This is a genomic window from Caulobacter sp. Root343, assembly GCF_001425745.1.
GTDB lineage: Bacteria > Pseudomonadota > Alphaproteobacteria > Caulobacterales > Caulobacteraceae > Caulobacter.
This window is the reverse complement of the sequence record NZ_LMDF01000005.1, coordinates 569,488-587,198: the sequence shown is the minus strand read 5'-3', so window position 1 is coordinate 587,198 and position 17,711 is coordinate 569,488. Positions and strand designations below refer to the sequence as shown.

9 protein-coding genes and 1 pseudogene are annotated in these 17,711 nt (G+C 67.6%); 8 read left to right on the top strand and 2 right to left on the bottom strand.

The annotated features are described in order from the left end of the window. Positions 1–61: 61 nt before the first annotated feature. The 4 genes and pseudogenes from ASC70_RS06715 to ASC70_RS06700 all read left to right on the top strand — a co-directional run bounded on the left by ASC70_RS06715 (position 62) and on the right by ASC70_RS06700 (position 8,195). Positions 62–1,579: a tryptophan halogenase family protein gene (locus tag ASC70_RS06715; RefSeq protein WP_056047857.1), complete on the top strand. Its 1,518-nt coding sequence runs from the start codon at positions 62–64 to the stop codon at positions 1,577–1,579. Between the two features lie 336 nt (positions 1,580–1,915). Beyond that, positions 1,916–3,556, top strand: a complete 1,641-nt coding sequence (locus ASC70_RS06710; protein ID WP_056047854.1) for a DUF5597 domain-containing protein — start codon at positions 1,916–1,918, stop codon at positions 3,554–3,556. After that, positions 3,457–6,407, top strand: a pseudogene (locus ASC70_RS06705) (TIM-barrel domain-containing protein). Before ASC70_RS06710 ends, ASC70_RS06705 begins: the two are co-directional and overlap by 100 nt. A gap of 159 nt (positions 6,408–6,566) precedes the next feature. Continuing rightward, positions 6,567–8,195: an ABC-F family ATP-binding cassette domain-containing protein gene (locus tag ASC70_RS06700; RefSeq protein WP_056047847.1), complete on the top strand. Its 1,629-nt coding sequence runs from the start codon at positions 6,567–6,569 to the stop codon at positions 8,193–8,195. Positions 8,196–8,230: 35 nt separating this feature from the next. Here ASC70_RS06700 and ASC70_RS06695 read toward each other — a convergent pair whose 3' ends face one another. Together ASC70_RS06695 and ASC70_RS06690 are read right to left on the bottom strand one after the other, a co-directional pair. After that, on the bottom strand, positions 8,231–9,610 hold the full coding sequence (locus ASC70_RS06695) for a sensor histidine kinase (protein ID WP_056047844.1): 1,380 nt from the start codon (positions 9,608–9,610) through the stop codon (positions 8,231–8,233). Next, positions 9,610–10,269 (bottom strand): response regulator transcription factor, encoded by a 660-nt coding sequence (locus ASC70_RS06690; protein ID WP_047408020.1) that lies wholly within the window; start codon positions 10,267–10,269, stop codon positions 9,610–9,612. The genes ASC70_RS06695 and ASC70_RS06690 overlap by 1 nt, the downstream gene beginning before the upstream one ends. A 71-nt stretch (positions 10,270–10,340) precedes the next feature. On the opposite strand from ASC70_RS06690, the gene ASC70_RS06685 reads away from it, so the two are divergent. The 4 genes from ASC70_RS06685 to ASC70_RS06670 all read left to right on the top strand — a co-directional run bounded on the left by ASC70_RS06685 (position 10,341) and on the right by ASC70_RS06670 (position 17,686). Then, positions 10,341–11,462, top strand: coding sequence for an ABC transporter substrate-binding protein (locus ASC70_RS06685; protein ID WP_082539838.1), 1,122 nt, complete (start codon positions 10,341–10,343; stop codon positions 11,460–11,462). Positions 11,463–11,554: 92 nt separating this feature from the next. After that, on the top strand, positions 11,555–14,386 hold the full coding sequence (locus ASC70_RS06680; RefSeq protein WP_235519280.1) for a TonB-dependent receptor domain-containing protein: 2,832 nt from the start codon (positions 11,555–11,557) through the stop codon (positions 14,384–14,386). Between the two features lie 19 nt (positions 14,387–14,405). Beyond that, complete coding sequence (locus ASC70_RS06675; protein ID WP_056047839.1) at positions 14,406–16,355, top strand: CocE/NonD family hydrolase; 1,950 nt, start codon at positions 14,406–14,408, stop codon at positions 16,353–16,355. Further along, positions 16,352–17,686, top strand: coding sequence for a 2-hydroxycarboxylate transporter family protein (locus ASC70_RS06670; RefSeq protein WP_200940380.1), 1,335 nt, complete (start codon positions 16,352–16,354; stop codon positions 17,684–17,686). The genes ASC70_RS06675 and ASC70_RS06670 overlap by 4 nt, the downstream gene beginning before the upstream one ends. Positions 17,687–17,711 lie beyond the last annotated feature (25 nt).

Genomic DNA, 17,711 nt, shown 5'->3' with positions numbered 1-17,711 from the left:
CCGGCTCTCCGCTTCGCTCCGGCCGGGATGACAGCGCCTCAAAAGTCGTGACGAGACATCCATGGCCGACCAACCCTATCGCAAGTTCGTGGTGGTCGGCGGCGGCACGGCCGGCTGGATCGCGGCGGCGACCCTGATCCAGGCCCTCAAGGGCAAGGTCGGCGAGGTCGAGCTGATCGAGTCCGACGAGATCGGCACGGTCGGGGTCGGCGAGGCCACCATCCCGCCGATCCAGTTTCTCAACGGCTTGCTGGGCATCGACGAGTTCGACTTCATCAAGAAGACCCAGGCCACGTTCAAGCTGGGCATCCAGTTCCGCGACTGGGGCAAGCTGGGCGACCAGTACTTCCATCCGTTCGGCCCCTATGGCGAACCGTTCGAGGGCGTCGGCTTCCACCATTACTGGCTGCGGCTGAGGGCCCAGGGCGAGGGCGGCTCGCTGGACGACTACGCCATGGCCACCGTCACCGCGCGGATGGGCAAGTTCGCGGTGCCGCCCAAGGAGCTGCCGCCGGGCGTGCCGGGCCTGGGCTACGCCTACCATTTCGACGCTGGGCTCTACGCCAAGTACCTGCGGGCCTATGCCGAGGCGCGGGGCGTCAAGCGCACCGAGGGCAAGATCGCCAAGGTCGAGCTGCGCCCCGAGGACGGCTTCGTCTCGGGCCTGACCCTGGCCGACGGCCGCCGGGTCGAGGGCGACTTCTTCGTCGACTGTTCGGGGTTCCGCGGCCTGCTGATCGAACAGGCCCTGGAGGCCGGGTTCGAGGATTGGTCGCACTGGCTGCCCTGCGACCGGGCCCTGGCCGTGCCATGCGAGAGCGTCTCGCCGATGACGCCCTACACTCGGGCGACGGCGCGGGCGGGCGGCTGGCAATGGCGCATCCCGCTGCAGCACCGGATCGGCAACGGCCACGTCTATTGCAGCAGCTTCATCAGCGACGACGAGGCCGCCGCCACCCTGCTGGCCAATCTTGACGGCAAGCCGCAGGCCGACCCGCGCCCGCTGCGCTTCACCGCCGGCCGCCGCAAGAAGAGCTGGAGCAAGAACGTCGTCGCCCTGGGCCTGGCCGGCGGGTTCATGGAGCCGCTGGAATCGACCAGCATCCACCTGGTGCAGACCGGCGCGATGCGCCTGCTGTCGCTGTTGCCCTTTGGCGGCTACGACCCGGCGGCCGAGCTGGAATATAACCGCCTCACCCAGATCGAATACGAGCAGATCCGGGACTTCATCATCCTGCACTACCACGCCACCGAGCGGACAGACTCGCCGCTGTGGAACCACTGCCGGACGATGGCCATCCCCGACAGCCTGGCCCACAAGATCGAGCTGTTCCGCAACCGGGCCAAGATCGCGCGCTTCGACGACCAACTGTTCGCCGAGCCCAGCTGGCTGGCGGTGTTTCTGGGGCAGGGGATCGCGCCGCGCGACTACGACCATCTGGCCGACGTCCCGGACTACGCGGTGGTGGCCAGCCGGCTGCGCGGCGTGGGTCAGAAAATCGCCGGCATCGCCTCGGGTTTGCCCAGCCACGACGCCTTCATCGCGGCCACCTGCAAGGCCGATCCGCTAGCCTCCTAGGACCGCCTCAGCGCAAATGACAACGCTATCAAATCCGCTTGCTGGTCTGAATAATATGATTATACTCAGACAAGCTCAGCCGGGCCGGGGCCATTACCGGATCGGCGGCATGGAGCGGGCCTCATCGCCCTTTCCGTGCTTCGCGCGGCAACCTCTCCCCGAGGCCGCGCGGCGTCTTTTCCCGCGCATCGTCACCTGCGGCGATGCGCGGATTTTTTTGACCGATGAGAACCGTGGATCTGGGCTTGTCATCGCCGCTCAGCGGGACAATGGTCCGACAAATAAAACTGGTAGCGCTACCACAATAGCGCTCGACAAACGGGAGGAGGCGGAACGGTGATTTCACGCTTCACTACGGCTTTTGGGGCGGCCCTCGGAGCGGCCTCGATTCTCGCCATCAGCGCGACGGGCGCCGTCGCGGCCGACCGCGAGACGCCGCGCCTGGTCGCCAAGGATGGCCGCCACGCCCTGATGGTCGATGGCGCGCCCTGGCTGCTGCTGGGCGCCCAGGTCAACAATTCCAGCGCCTGGCCCTCGCAGATGCCCAAGGTCTGGCCGGCCGTCGAGAAGATGGCCGCCAACACCGTGATGGTCCCGATCGCCTGGGAGCAGATCGAGCCGGTCGAGGGCAAGTTCGACTTCTCGTATCTCGACCTGCTGCTGACCCAGGCCCGCGAGCACAACGTCCGCCTGGTCCTGCTGTGGTTCGGCACCTGGAAGAACTCTTCGCCGTCCTATGCCCCCGAATGGGTCAAGCTGGACGACAAGCGCTTCCCGCGGCTGAAGAAGGAGACCGGCGAGCGCTCGTACTCGATGTCGCCGTTGGCTCAATCGACCTTGGACGCCGACCGCAAGGCCTTCGTGGCCATGATGACCCACCTGAAGGCCAAGGACTCGGCCGATCGGACGGTGATCATGGTCCAGGTCGAGAATGAGACCGGCACCTACGGCACGGTCCGCGACTTCGGCCCCGCCGCCCAGAAACTGTTCGACGGTCCCGCGCCCGCGACGCTGGTCAAGGCCGTGGGCGCCAAGCCCGGGACCTGGAGCCAAGCCTTCGGCAAGGACGCCGACGAATACTTCCACGCCTGGCACATCGGCCGCTTCGTCGACCAGGTGGCGGCGGCCGGCAAGGCGGTCTATCCGCTGCCGATGTACGTCAACGCCGCCCTGCGCGACCCGATCAAGCCGGGAGAGCCCAAGAGCTATTCGGCCGGCGGCCCGACCGACAACGTGCTGGACGTCTGGAAGGCCGCCGCCCCCTCGGTCGACCTGATCGCGCCCGACATCTACATGAAGGAGTCGGTCAAGTACGAGGCGGCGCTCAAGCACTACAAGCGGCCCGACAACGCCCTGCTGGTGGCCGAGACCGGCAATGATCAGGTCTATGCCCGCTACGTGTTCGAGGCGCTGGGCAAGCAGGCCATCGGCTTCTCGCCGTTCGGCATGGACTATACCGGCTACGCCAACTTCCCGCTCGGCGCGGCCAAGCTGGACGACGCCACGGTCGAGGCCTTTGCCGCCAACTACCGCCTGCTGGGCGGCATGGCTCGCGAGTGGGCCAAGCTGTCGTTCGAGGGCAAGGTGTTCGGCGGTGCCGAGCCCGACGACCGCGCGCCCCAGTCCGCGACCCTGGGCGCCTGGACCGTGACCCTGCGTTACGGCAAGTGGCAGTTCGGGGCGTCGGACTGGGCCTGGCTGAAGGACCGCCCGCCCGGCCCGCAAGGTCCCGACGGCGGCGGCGTCGTCGCCCAGCTGTCGCCCGACGAATTCCTGGTCACCGGCCGCAACGTCCGCATCGAATTCGGCCGCGCCGCTCAAGACGCCAAGCCGATGATGGTGGCCCGCGTCGAGGAAGGTCACTTCGAGAACGGCCAGTGGGTTTTCGACCGCCTGTGGAACGGCGACCAGACAGACTACGGCCTCAACTTCACCGGCGGCTCGCAGATCCTGCGGGTCAAGCTCGCCACCTACTGACGGAAGCTCGCCAATGCGTATTCTCGCCCTCTCCGCTTTCAGCCTTGCTCTGCTGGCTTCCACCTCGGCGCTCGCCCTCGACGGCGCTTTCGAGAAGACCGCCGACGGCGTGGTCGTCACCCCAGCCTCGGGCCCGGCCAAGAAGATCCGCCTGCAGGTGATGAACGACCGGACGATCCACGTCACGGCCTCGCCCACCGACGCGATCGACGTCCCGCCCAGCCTGCAGGTCGTCGCCCCGCCGAAGACCTCCGGCTTCACCGTCGAGCAGGCGGCCGGCAAGGTGGTGCTGAAGGCCGGCAAGGCCACGGCCGAAGTCGCCCTGGCCACCGGCGCGGTGTCGTTCAAGGACGCGGCCGGCAAGACGGTCCTGGCCGAGCAGGGCCGCCAGGCCTTCAAGCCGCTGACCATCGACGGAAAGGGCTTCTACGCCGTCAGTCAGCGATTCAATCCGTCCACGGATGAAGCCTTCTACGGCCTGGGCCAGCACCAGAACGGCCAGATGAACTACAACGGTCAGGACGTCGAGCTGGCCCAGTACAATCGCGACATCGCCGTCCCGTTCGTGCTGTCGACCCGCAACTACGGCCTGCTGTGGGACAACAACGGCATCACCCGCTTCGGCGACCCGACGCCCTACGACCTGGCCTCGCGCGACCTGAAGATCTTCGACGAGAAGGGCAAGGCCGGCGGCTTCACGGCCAAGTACTACGTCAAGGGCGAGCTGAAGCTGACGCGCACCGAGGCGGACATCAACTACCGCTATCTGAAGGACCTGCCGAGCTGGCCGGCCGAGCTGACCGGCGCCGACAAGAAGCCGGTCAAGGGCGCGACCGTGGTCTGGGAAGGCTTCGTCGAGCCCAAGACCAGCGGCGTCCAGAAGTTCAAGCTTTACTCCTCCAGCTACGCCAAGCTCTATGTCGACGGCCAGTTGAAGATCGACCGCTGGCGGCAGAACTGGAACCCGTGGTTCCACAACTTCACCGCCCCGATGAAGGCCGGGACCCGTCACAAGGTCCGCGTCGAGTGGGAGCCCAACGACGGCTACGTCGCCCTGCTGCACAACGATCCGATCCCGGCCGCGCAGCAGAAGTCGCTGACCCTGACCTCGGACGTGGCCCACGCCATCGACTACTATTTCGTCTCTGGCGACAACCTGGACCAGGTGGTCAGCGGCTATCGCGAACTGACCGGCAAGGCCGAGGCGATGCCGCGCTGGGCCTACGGTTTCTGGCAGAGCCGCCAGCGCTACGAGACCCAGGACCAGATCGTCGGGGTGCTGAAGGAGTATCGCGACCGCAAGCTGCCGATCGACAACGTGGTGATGGACTGGCGCTACTGGAAAGACGACAGCTGGGGCAGCCACAAGTTCGACGAGACCCGCTTCCCCGATCCGAAGAAGATGCTGGACGACATCCACGGGATGAACGGCCACTTCATGATCTCGATCTGGGCCAAGTTCTATCCGACGACCGAGCACTTCAAGGAGCTCGACGCCAAGGGCCACATGTACAAGCGCAACATCGAGCAGGGCGCGCTGGACTGGGTCGGCCCCGGTTATCTGAACTCGTTCTACGACCCCTATTCGAAGGAGGCGCGCGACATCTACTGGCGCCAGGTCAAGGAGAGCCTGAAGGTCTATGGCGTCGACGCCTGGTGGATGGACAGCGACGAGCCGGACATGCACTCCAATCTCGACATCCCCGAACGCACTCTGCGCATGGGCCCGACCGCGATGGGCCCGGGCGCGGAATTCTTCAACTCGTATCCGCTGATCCATACCTCGGGCGTGTTCGAGGGCGAGCATGAACTGAACCCGAACAAGCGCAGCTTCATCCTGTCGCGCTCGGGCTTCGGCGGCATCCAGCGTAACGGCGTGGCCCTGTGGAGCGGCGACGTCGTGGCCCGCTGGGATGACCTGAAGGACCAGATCTCGGCCGGGGTGAACCTGTCGATGGCCGGCGTGCCCAACTGGACCACCGACATCGGCGGCTTCTCGGTCGAGGACCGCTACCTGAACCGTGAGGCGGCCCACTGGCCCGAGTGGCAGGAGCTGAACCTGCGCTGGTTCCAGTTCGGCGCCTTCAGCCCGCTGTTCCGCAGCCATGGCGAGGAGCCCTTCCGCGAGATCTGGAACCTCGCGGACAAGGGAACCGAGGTCTATGACAGCCTGGCCTGGTACGACGAGCTTCGCTACCGGCTGATGCCCTACACCTTGACCCTGGCGGGCGAGACCTATCACCACGACGGCAGCATCATGCGCGGCCTGGTGATGGACTTCCCGAACGACCTGAAGGCGCGGGACGTCAACGACGAGTACCTGTACGGCTCGGCCTTCCTGGTCGCCCCGGTGACCAGCTTCAAGGCCCGCTCGCGCGAGGTCTATCTGCCCGCCGGCGCCACCTGGTACGACTTCGAGACCGGCAAGGCCCACGCCGGCGGCCAAACCATCAAGGCCGACGCGCCGCTGTCGCGGATGCCGCTGTTCGTGAAGGCCGGCGCGATCGTGCCGACTACGGACGTCCAGCAATATGTCGGCGAAAAGCCCGACCTGCCGATCACCCTGGTGATCTACACGGGCAAGGACGGCAAGTTCGAGCTGTACGAGGATGACGGCCTGTCGATGGCCTACAAGCGCGGCGCCTACAGCCGCATCCCGATCGCTTTCGACAACGCCGCCGGCCGGGTCACGATCGGCGCTCGTTCGGGCAAGTTCGACGGCATGGTCGACAAGCGCGTGTTCAAGATTCGCTTCATCGGGGCGGGCGCCAAGCCGACCGACTTCGACGCGGCGGCCGACGCCACCGTGGACTACGCCGGCGAGCCGGTGGTGGTGACGCGGAAGAAGTAGGGGCCTTTCTTCCTTCTCCCTTGCGGGACGGATGAAGCGCTGAAGACGGAAACGCCGCGACAAGCCCATCGGCCAATCGCGGCGTTTCTGTTCGTGGTCTGGAATTGACGGGACTCTAAGGCTGGCGTTCTCCGTCCGCCCGCGTTAGCAGACCGCCCCATGATCCGCCTCGACAATATCTCCAAGCAGAACGGCCACCAGATCCTGTTCATCGAAGCCTCGATGGGCATCCAGAAGGGTGAAAAGGTCGGGCTCGTCGGCCCGAATGGCGCCGGCAAGACGACGCTGTTCCGCATGATCACCGGTCAGGAGCAACCGGACGACGGCCTGGTCGTGATCGATCCCGGCATGAGGATCGGCTATTTCAGCCAGGATGTCGGCGAGATGTCGGGCCAGAGCGCGGTCGCGGCGGTGATGGACGGCGTCGGTCCGGTCAGCGCGTTGGCCGCCGAAATGGCTACGCTCGAGGCGGCCATGGTCGATCCTGATCAGGCGGAAAAGCTGGACGCCATCATGGAGCGCTACGGCGAGGTGCTGGAGCGTTTCCAGGAACTGGACGGCTATGCGCTGGAAGCGCGGGCGCGCGAGGTGCTGGCCGGCCTGAGCTTCAGCCAGGAGCGCATGGACGGCGATGTCGGAATGCTGTCCGGCGGCTGGAAGATGCGCGTGGCGCTGGCCCGCATCCTGCTGATGCGGCCCGACGGCATGCTGCTGGACGAACCCAGCAACCACCTCGACCTGGAAAGCCTGATCTGGCTCGAGGCCTTCCTCAAGAATTACGACGGCGCCCTGTTGATGACCTCGCACGACCGCGCGTTCATGAACCGCATCATCGGCAAGGTGGTGGAGATCGACGGCGGCTCGCTGATTACCTATTCGGGCGATCTCGACTTCTACGACCAACAGCGCGCGCTGGGCGAACAGCAGCGGCAGGCGCAGTACGAGCGCCAGCAGGCCATGCTGGCCAAGGAAATCAAGTTCATCGAGAAGTTCAAGGCGCGCGCTTCGCACGCCGCCCAGGTCCAGAGCCGGGTCAAGAAGCTCGACAAGATCGAACGCGTCGAGGCGCCGCGCCGTCGCCAGTCGGTCCAGTTCGACTTCCAGAGTCCGCCGCGGTCGGGCGAAGACGTGATCAACCTGCGCAATGTCCACAAGGGCTATGGCGCCCAGCGGATCTATGAAGGCCTCGATTTCCTGGTGCGCCGCAAGGAACGCTGGTGCGTTCTCGGCGCCAACGGCGCCGGCAAGTCGACGCTGCTGAAACTGGTGGCCGGCGACACCAAGCCCGACCAGGGCCTGGTCAGCATCGGCGCCAGCGTCAAGATGGGCTATTTCGCCCAGCACTCGATGGACCTGCTGGACGGCGAAGAGACGATCTTCGAGTCTCTGGAGCGCTCGTTCCCGCAGGCGGGCCAGGGCGCGCTGCGCACCCTGGCGGGCTGCTTCGGCTTCTCCGGCGACGATGTCGAAAAGCCCTGCCGCGTCTTGTCCGGCGGCGAGAAGGCGCGCCTGGTCATGGCCAAGATGCTGTTCGATCCGCCGAACCTGCTGGTGCTCGACGAGCCGACCAACCACCTCGACATGGCGACCAAGGAGATGCTGGTCACGGCCCTGGCGGACTTCGAGGGCACCATGCTCTTCGTCTCGCACGACCGCCATTTCCTGGGGGCGCTGTCGAACCGCGTGCTGGAACTGACGCCCGAGGGCGTCCACCAGTACGGCGGTGGCTATACGGAATATGTCGCCCGCACGGGCCAGGAAGCGCCGGGGCTGCATCCGGGCGGGTAGCGTTCAAACCGCCCAAATCCCTTTCGGCGGTCGGGCTAGGCGGTGTCGGGCGGGAAGATGACGCTGACGGTCAGGCCGCTTCCAGCCACGTCGTCCAGAAACGCATCGCCCCCGGCGCGCATCGCCAACGCCTTGACGATGGAGAGGCCCAGGCCGCTGCCGTGCCCGGAGCTTTGCGGGCCGCGCGTGAATCGCTCGAACGGCCGCGGCTTGAGATTGGCGGGCAGGCCCGGACCGTCATCGGACACCCAGAGGACCGATCGCCCATCGGCCTGCCGTACACCTATGACAATGCCGCGCCCGCCGTATCTCAAGGCGTTGTCGACGAGGTTTTCCAGCATCTGGTCGACCAGCGGCGCGGCCAGGGGCGCCATGGCGGGCGCGATCTCGACCTGAAGGCTCAGGCGCGCGCCTTCGGCGGCCGCGCGGGGCGTCCATCGGTCGACGAGACTGCGCGCGCAGGCGGCCAGATCCGCCGCCTGATGTCCGTCGCTCTCCATCGCCTCGGCGCGGGCAAGGGCCAGAAGCTGCTCGATCAGGCGCTGCAATCGATCGACCGCTTCCAGAGCATCGGCCAGCGACGCCTGATCCGCCGCCGAGCGCTTGCCGCGCGCAAGCACGGCCAGGTGGGTCTTGACGATCGCCAGAGGGGTCCGGATCTGGTGGGAGGCGTCGGCGGTGAAGCGACGGACGCCGTCGACGGACCGTTCCAACTGGCCCAGCAGGCTGTTGAAGGCCACGACGACCGGTCGCAGCTCCCGCGGCACGTCGCCGACCGCCACCGGCGCGAAGTCGGGATCGCGGGCGTCCGAACGCTCGGCCAGGCGGCGACGCAGGCCGTCCAGCGGGCTGAGGCTCCAGGTCGCCGCCGGCCAGATCAGCAGGGCGACCAGCCCGACCAGCCCCGCCTCGATCGCCCCGACGGTGGCCATCAGGGTCTTGCGGACGGCGGCGCGGGACTCCAGCGTCTGGGCCACCGAGATCACGACCGGCCCGGGCGCGCCGGGGATGCGGATAGCGACGGCGGACTGGCGTACGCGGCGGGCCTGATAAACCAGGGTCCGGAACACCGGCTCGCCATTGGCGCCGATCGCGTCGGCGTCGAAGTCGGGAAGGTCGTCGTAGCCGGTCAGCACCCGCCCCGACTGGCGAACATTGTAGAACACGCTGTCGCGTTGCGGGCTGTCCAGCAGGCCGAAGGCCCAGGGCGGCAGGTCGACCTCGACGTGATCGTTCTTGAGCGTGACGGACTCGGCGATCGCGCGGACCGAGCCGGCCAGCAGGCGGTCGGAGGTGTAGTCCACGACCCGCTGGGTGATCCAGGCGTCGCCAATCCCGATCAGCACGGCCGACACGACCAGGGGCGCCACGAGGGCGACCAGCAGGCGGGCGGTGAGGGACTGGATCCGGACCATCACGGCTCGAGCAGATAGCCCTGGCCGCGCAAGGTCGTGATCCTGGGGCCGTTCGGCTCCAGCTTGCGGCGAACCCGGCCGACATAGACGTCCAGGGCGTTGGGCCCGGCCTCGTCGTCATGGCCGAAGACTTCGCCGATCAGCCGCTGGCGCGATACCACCTTGCCAGCGCTGGCGGCCAGCACCAGCAGCACCGTGTGCTCGCGCCGGCGCAGCTCCAGGTCGCGGCCGTCGACATAGGCCCGGGCGCCGTTGCGGTCGATCGTCAGGCTGCCCACCGAAAGCGTGGGCGAGGGATCGCCGCCTCGCCGGCGGGCCAGGGCGCGAATCCGCGCCGCCAGCTCTTCGGGCTCGAAAGGCTTGAGCATGTAGTCGTCGGCCCCGAGATCCAGGCCGCTGACGCGGTCCTTCAGGGCGTCGCGGGCGGTCAGGATCAGCAGCGGCGTGCGGTTGCCGGCCCGACGCAGACGCACCAGCACCTCCAGGCCTCCGATGTCGGGCAGGCCCAGGTCCAGCACGATGACGGAATAGGGTTCGGCCAGCTGTTCCAGCGCGGTTTCGCCGTCGGTGACCCAGTCGACCGTGAAGGTCTCGGACCTGAGGAAGGCCACGACGCCGCGTCCCAACGCTTCGTCGTCCTCCACGAACAACAGCCGCATGCGGTCGACCCCCCGGGGTTGGACGACTCCGCCCCTATCATGCAACGTCGTTCGAAGTGAACAGGGCGGCCATGCTTCGACGACAGCTTCTCCTCGCCCCGGCGGCCGCTCTGCTGACTGGCTGCGGGCGGACCGACATCCCGATCCTGAGCGGCCTGGAGCGCGCCGCGCGCCTCCGCGCCGCTGAGCGGGAAGGGGGGCTGACCGTCTATGCCAACACCGGCGACACGGAGATCGGTCCGGTGCTGGACGCCTTTCACGCCGACCATCCGAAGGTGCGCGTCGACTTCCAGCGGCAGAACTCGGCCGAGCTCTATCAGCGCTACCTGGCCGAACGCCGGGCCGGCCAACCCAGCGCGGACCTGGTCTGGAGCTCGGCGATGGACCTGCAGATCAAGCTGATCAACGACGGCTACGCCCAAACATTCGACACTCCGGCCCGCGCCATGCTGCCGCCGTGGACAATCTGGAAAAGCCAGGGCTTCGGCGTGACGGCCGAGCCGATCGTCTTCGTCTACGACCGTCGCCGGCTGCCCGACGACAAGGCGCCCCGAAGCCACGCGGCCTTGCGCCAGATGCTCGAGGCGGGCGACCTGAAAGGCTCGGTGGGCCTGTTCGACACCGGCCGGTCGGGGGTGGGCTTCCTCTACTATTCCCAGGATCGTCTCGCCTCGGCCGACACGCTGGCCCTGACGCGGGCGATCGGAAAGACCACGCCGCACCTCTACGAATCCACGTTCACGCTGCTGGAGGCGGTCACCGCTCAGCAGATCGTGCTGGGCTACAACGTCATCGGCTCCTACGCGTTGGAGCGCCTGGGCGAGGACCCGAACCTCGGCCTGATCTTTCCCGAAGACTACACCCTCGTGATGTCGCGGATCGCCTTCATCTCGGCCAGCGCCCGCCGGCCCAACGCCGCGAAGCTGTTCCTGGACTTCCTGCTCTCGGTGAAAGGCCAAAGGCTGCTGGCCGAGCGCAACCTGACGCCCGTGCGCACCGACGTGCCGGGCGGCGTGGGGAAGGCGCCGGCGGCCTCGGCGCGGCCGATCGAGGTGGGCCCGTCCCTGCTGGCCAATCTCGACCAGATGCGGCGGCGGCGGCTGGTCGCCGACTGGCGCGACGCCCTCGGCCCCAACCACATCGACGACTACCGTCGTGTTCGCGACAGTCTGGTGACAGGTAACCGACCCTAGCCTCCGGTCAAGCGGCGGGGAGCCGCGCAACAATGCCGGCGGAATCGCCGGTAGGAGGGGGATCTCCGGTGAACAGAATTTCGTCTGCTTTCGTGAGCGTTTCGGTTCTGGCCCTCGTGTTCGGCGCGGGCGAGGCCATGGCGCAGACCGCTCCAGCCGGGCCGGCCGCCGAGGCCACCACGCTCGACGCCGTGATCGTCACGGGTTCGAAGACCCGCCGCCGCGACGCCGACTCGGTCGGTCAGCTGACCAGCATCACCGAGGAGGACCTGCAGCGAGCGGCCGTCGCCTCGGTCGGCGAACTGCTGCAGAAGCTGCCCAGCGCCGGCGTCAGCTACAATTCGAACGGCACCCAGGGCACCTCGTACGGCGGCAGCTCGATCAGCCTGCGCTACCTGGCCAACACCGACGGCGCGGCCGACCGCACCCTGGTGCTGGTGGATGGCCACCGCTGGGTGGACGGCGTCGGCGCGCGCGGCATCCGCGACTTCGTCGACCTCAACACCGTGCCGATCGGCATGGTCGGCAGCATGGAGGTTCTGCAGGACGGCGCCTCGGCCATCTACGGCGCCGACGCCATCGCCGGGGTCGTGAACCTGAAGACCAAACGCAACCTCGACGGCTTCCAGGTCGAGAGCAAATACGGCGTGTCCTCGCGCGGCGACGGCGAGTCGTTCAGCCTGCAGACCAACTGGGGCAAGAAGTTCGAGCGTGGCTCGGTCTTCGTGTCGCTGAGCTACGTCAACGAGGATCCGGTCGAGACCAAGGATCGCGACCTCACCCGAGTGTCTCTGACCGCCGGGCCGAACAACCTCAGCGCCGCCCCGTCCAGCCCACGCGGCCTCTATATCCTGCCGGGCTTCTCCACGACCGCCGCGCCGCTGACCCAGAATGTCGGGGTGACGGTCGCCACGGGCGTCGGCAGCTATCACCGCGCCGCCCTGCCGGACGACTATTACAACACCATGGCCCAGGGCGTTTACGCCGTCGGCCCCAGCGAGCGTTACGGCATCTTCGCGCGCGTCGATCAGGACCTGACCGATCACGTCAAGCTGACCATGGACGTGATGTGGAACCGCCGCAGCAGCCAACAGGTGTTCTCGCCGACCAATCTGTCGATCGGCGGCACGGCGGGCACCTATCGCGGCTTCTCGATCGCGGCCAACCAGCCCTATAACCCGTTCGGCGCGGGCTTCGCGGCCAACCAGGCCTGGAACATCCAGATCTTCACGCCTCAGGTCGGCAATCGGATCAGCAACCAGCAGGTCGACACCTACCGCGTGTCGGGCGAGCTGGCCGGCGACGCCGACCTCTTGTCGCGCAACTGGAACTGGTCGCTGTTCGGCTCGGCCTCGCAGAACCAGATGAAGTTCTCCTCGCCGGGCGGCATCGACCTGGAGCACCTGGCGCTGGGCCTGTCGGCCCCGTCGGTCTGCGCCGCGCAGGCGGGCTGCATCCCGATCAACATCTTCGGCCAGATGACGCCGCAGCAGGCCGCCTACATCAATTCCACGGCGCGTGAGACCAACCTCACCAAGCTCTACGACCTGACTTTCGACGTGAACGGTGAGCTGATGCGGCTGCCGGGCGGGCCGCTGGCCGTGGCGTTCGGCTTCGAGTGGCGCAAGAACGTCGGCGAGGACCATCCCGACGCCTATGTGAACACCGTCTCGACCGGGACCGGCGCCCTGCCGCTGCCCTCGACCACGGCCACCACCAGCAACGTGATGCGCACGCCGACCGCCAACGGCTCGTACAACGTCAAGGAAGCGTTCCTGGAGTTCACCGCGCCGATCCTGGCCGACCTGCCGCTGGTCAAGAAGCTCGAGCTGGACGTCGCCACCCGCTATTCGGACTACGACACGGCCGGCTCCAAGCTGACCTCCAAGGTCGGCGTCGGCTATCGCCCGATCGACGGCGTCCTCTTCCGGGGCACGTGGTCGCAAGGCTTCCGCGCGCCCTCGCTGATCGAGCTCTACACCGGCTCGCGTCAGTCCAACCTCGCGGGCAGCAATACCGACCCCTGCAACGGCGGCGCGGCGGCGCACCCCAATCTCCCCGGCTGCGCGGGCGTGCCGTCGACCTATAACCAGAGCTCGTACAACGGCGGCCTGCTGCCGCTGACGGTCTCCGGCAACGGCAAGCTCGATCCCGAAACGGCCGAGACCTGGAGCTACGGCGTGGCCCTGCAGCCAGCCTTCGCGCCGGGGCTGAGCCTGACGCTGGACGGCTACGAGATCACCATCAAGAACGCGATCTCGACGCCGTCGGTGGCCAACGCCCTGCAGCTGTGCGCGGTCCAGGCCGGGGACTTCTGCGGCGCCCTGACCCGCGATGCGACGACGGGCCAGGTGCTGAACTTCAGCTCGTCGTTCATGAACCTCAACCAGATCAAGACGGCCGGTTACGACGTAGCGGTGCGCTATCACCGCGCCACGGACTTCGGGATCTGGGACGCCTCGGTCTCGGGCACGCGCCTGCAGAAGTTCGACGTCACCTCGCCGAACCCGGCCGGCGGCGCGCCGCTGATCACCCACGCCGTCGGGACCTCGACCGGCGGCACCACCCCGGCCACGGCCCGCGCCACCTATCCGCGCTGGAAGGGCCTGGCCTCGCTGCGCTGGTCGAACGACGACTGGGCGGTGACGTGGCGCGGCCGCTATATCGGCTCGACCAAGGACGGCGCCGCGCCAGCCCTGCCGACGACGCCGATCAAGGGCGACCGCGTCAAGACGGTGACCTACCAGGACCTGCAGCTGGAGAAGGCGTTCGAGACGGTGCGAACCCATGTGACGGTGGGCGTCAACAACCTCTTCGACACCTCGCCGCCACTGTCCTACGCCAACGCGCCGATCAACTTCGACATCTACACCTACGACGTCATGGGGCGGTACTATTACGTCCGCTTCGGCAAGTCGTTCTAGTCGGTCGGAGTTCGCGTCCATGGCGACCTCGCCGATCACCCGCCGCGCCTTCGGGGGCGCGGCGGCCCTTCTCGGGCTGTTCGGCTCGGCCGGCGCGCTGGCCGCGCCGACCCCCGAAGAGCCTTTCGACATGGTGCTGGAGAGCGATGTCGGCGTGAAGACGCGCGACGGCGTGCGGCTGGCGACCGACATCTACCGGCCCGCGCGCAACGGCAAGGCCGTGGCCGGCCGCTTCCCGGTGATCATGGAGCGCACGCCCTATGGCCGGAACGTCGCGAGTTTCCGCGACATCACCGCCACCGACAAGACGCCCCGGAGCCGCGCCGACGTGGCCCGGGTCTATGTCTCGCGGGGCTATGTGGTGATCTTCCAGGACTGCCGGGGGCGCTACGACTCCGAGGGCGAGTTCATCAAGTATCTGAGCGAGGGCGCGGACGGCTACGACACCTGCGCCTGGGTCGTCCGCCAGCCGTGGAGCGACGGCCGGATCGGGACGATGGGCCTGTCCTACGCCGCCCATACCCAGATGGCGCTGGGCTGTCTGAACGCGCCGGGCCTGAAGGCCATGTTCCTGGATTGCGGCGGCTTCTCCAACGCCTATCAGGGCGGCATCCGGCAGGGCGGGGCGTTCGAGCTGAAGCAGGTGACCTGGGCCTACAATCTCGGCCTGGAGAGCCGGGCGGCGCAGAACGATCCGCGCCTGCTGGCCGCGCTGAAGACCGTCGACCTCAAGGCCTGGTTCGCCAGCATGCCCTGGAAGCGGGGCCATACGCCGATCAGCCTGCAGCCGGACTACGAGGCCTATGTCTACGAGCAGTGGGAGCACGGAAACTTCGACGGGTTCTGGAAGCAGGCCGGAATCTATGCCGAGGGCTACTACGCGACCTTCCCGAAGGTCGACCTCGTCCACATGTCGGGCTGGTACGATCCCTATTCGCGCACGGCCACGGACAATTTCGCGGGGCTGAACGGAGCCGGCCGTGTCCAGCGGCTGATCATGGGGCCCTGGACCCACGGCGGGCGCTCGACCTCGCACGCGGGCGATGTCGAGTTCGGTCCGGCCTCGACGATCGACGCCGACGGCGGCGCCGACTTCTTCACCCAGCGGCTGACCTGGTTCGATCGCCACCTGAAGGGCTTGCCGGCCAAGGCCGCCGAGCCGTCGGTGCGCCTGTTCGTCATGGGCGGCGGCGATGGCCGCAAGACCGCCGAGGAGCGTTTGAACCACGGCGGCGCTTGGCGCAGCGAGACGGCCTGGCCGATCCCGGACCGGCGCGAGACGGCCTTCTATCTGGGCGCCGATGGCGGCCTGCGGACCGACCAGCCGACCGCCGACGCGGCGTCGCTAAGCTATGACTTCGACCCGTCCGATCCCGTCCCGACGATCGGCGGCGCGGTCACCTCGGGCGAGCCGCTGATGCGGGGCGGCGGCTTCGACCAACGCGAGACGGCGGACGTCTATGGCGCCCGCGAACCCTTTCTGCCGCTGGAGGCCCGGCCGGACGTGCTGGTCTTCCAGACCGAGCCGTTGAAGGACGACGTCGAGATCACGGGGGCGATCACCGCCGAGCTGTGGGTCTCGTCGGACGCGGTCGACACCGATTTCGTCGTCAAGCTGATCGACCTCTATCCGCCCAGCGAGGACTATCCCGCCGGCTACGCCCTGAACCTGACCGACGGGATCCTGCGCTGCCGCTATCGAGACAGCTGGGAAAAGCCCGAGCTGATGACGCTTGGCCAGGTCTACCGGATCAAGGTCGAGGCGTTCCCGACCTCGAACCTGTTCAAGAAGGGCCACCGGATCCGGTTGGACGTGTCGTCCAGCAACTTCCCCAAGTTCGACGTCAATCCCAACACCGGCGCGCCGGAAGGCGTGGGGCTGACCCGCGAGGTAGCCCGCAACACCCTCCACCTCGACGCCGCGCGGCCTTCGCACGTGGTGCTGCCAATCATCCCGAGGCGCGCATGACCCCGTCGGCCGAACCCCACCTCGCCGACCCGCCCGGGCCGATCCTTACCCGCTGGTGGAGGCTGATGGAGACGCGATTGGGCGTGGCGCCGCTGCCGCTGCTGCTGATCGTCTTGGGACTGGCCAGCGCCTATGTCGCCATGGGCAAGGCCCCGTCCGACATCCTGGCCAACATCGCCTTCCTGATCACCGGCGGCTTCGTCTGCGCCGAGATCGGCAAGCGGATCCCGATCCTCAATCGCCTGGGTTTCGCGGCGATCTTCGCGACCTTCGCCCCGTCCTACCTGGAATATGCCGGCCTGCTGCCCAAGGTGCTGGTCACGTCGATCTCGGACTTCACCGAAAGCTCGAACTTCCTCTATCTGTTCATCGCCTCGATCGTGGTCGGCAGCATCCTGGGCATGGACCGCAGGTCGCTGATCACGGGCTTCGGCAAGACCTTCATCCCGCTGATCCTGGGCTCGATCGTCGCCTTCGCGGTCGGCTGCTCGACCGGCGTGGCGCTGGGCCTGGGCTTCAAGCACACCCTGTTCAAGGTCGTCGCGCCGATCATGGCCGGCGGCGTGGGAGAGGGGGCGATCCCGCTGTCGATCGGCTACGCCCACTTCTCGGGCCAGCCCCAGGGCGAGGCTTTCGCCGAGGTGTTGCCGCCGGTCATGCTGGGCAGTCTCAGCGCCATCGTCCTGGCGGGTGGTTTGAACTTCCTGGGCCGTCGCTTTCCCAAGCTGACCGGCGAGGGGCGGCTGCAGCCGGGCGAGGAGACCGTGTCCCCGGCCGCCCATGCGTCGGTCGGCGGCGCCTCGTCGCCGCAGACCCTCGGCGCCGCCCTTCTGATGGTGGCGGTGCTCTATCTGCTGGGCGGCCTGACCCAGTCGCTGTTCCACTGGCCGGGACCAGTGGTCATGCTGGGCCTGGCGGTGGTCATCAAGCTGGCCCGCCTGGCGCCGCCGGCCCTGGAGCAGGCGGCCTACGCCAACTACCGCTTCTTCTCGACCTGCGTGACCTATCCGCTGCTGTTCGCGATCGGGGTGGCCAAGACGCCATGGGAGAAGCTGATCGAGGCTTTCAACCTGCCGACCCTCGTGACGATCTTTGTCACGGTGGTCTCGCTGATCGCCACCGGTTTCGTCACCTCGCGCTGGGTAGGCCTCCATCCGATCGAGGCGGCGATCGTGAACGCCACGCACTCGGGGCAGGGCGGCACGGGCGACGTGGCCATACTGACCGCGGCCAACCGCATGCAGCTGATGCCCTTCGCCCAGATCGCCACCCGCATCGGCGGGGCGATTACGGTGACGATCGTCCTGGCGGCGTTCGCGCGCTGGCGTTGAAAAAGCCTGTTCAAGCAGCGGGCCG

Bases quoted from the DNA above. Each gene is read 5' to 3' on its own strand.
- ASC70_RS06715 (WP_056047857.1), top strand. From the start codon at position 62: ATGGCCGACCAACCCTATCGCAAGTTCGTGGTGGTCGGCGGCGGCACG.
- ASC70_RS06670 (WP_200940380.1), top strand. From the start codon at position 16,352: ATGACCCCGTCGGCCGAACCCCACCTCGCCGACCCGCCCGGGCCGATC.
- ASC70_RS06675 (WP_056047839.1), top strand. From the start codon at position 14,406: ATGGCGACCTCGCCGATCACCCGCCGCGCCTTCGGGGGCGCGGCGGCC.
- ASC70_RS06690 (WP_047408020.1), bottom strand. From the start codon at position 10,269: ATGCGGCTGTTGTTCGTGGAGGACGACGAAGCGTTGGGACGCGGCGTC.
- ASC70_RS06685 (WP_082539838.1), top strand. From the start codon at position 10,341: ATGCTTCGACGACAGCTTCTCCTCGCCCCGGCGGCCGCTCTGCTGACT.
- ASC70_RS06695 (WP_056047844.1), bottom strand. From the start codon at position 9,610: ATGGTCCGGATCCAGTCCCTCACCGCCCGCCTGCTGGTCGCCCTCGTG.
- ASC70_RS06700 (WP_056047847.1), top strand. From the start codon at position 6,567: ATGATCCGCCTCGACAATATCTCCAAGCAGAACGGCCACCAGATCCTG.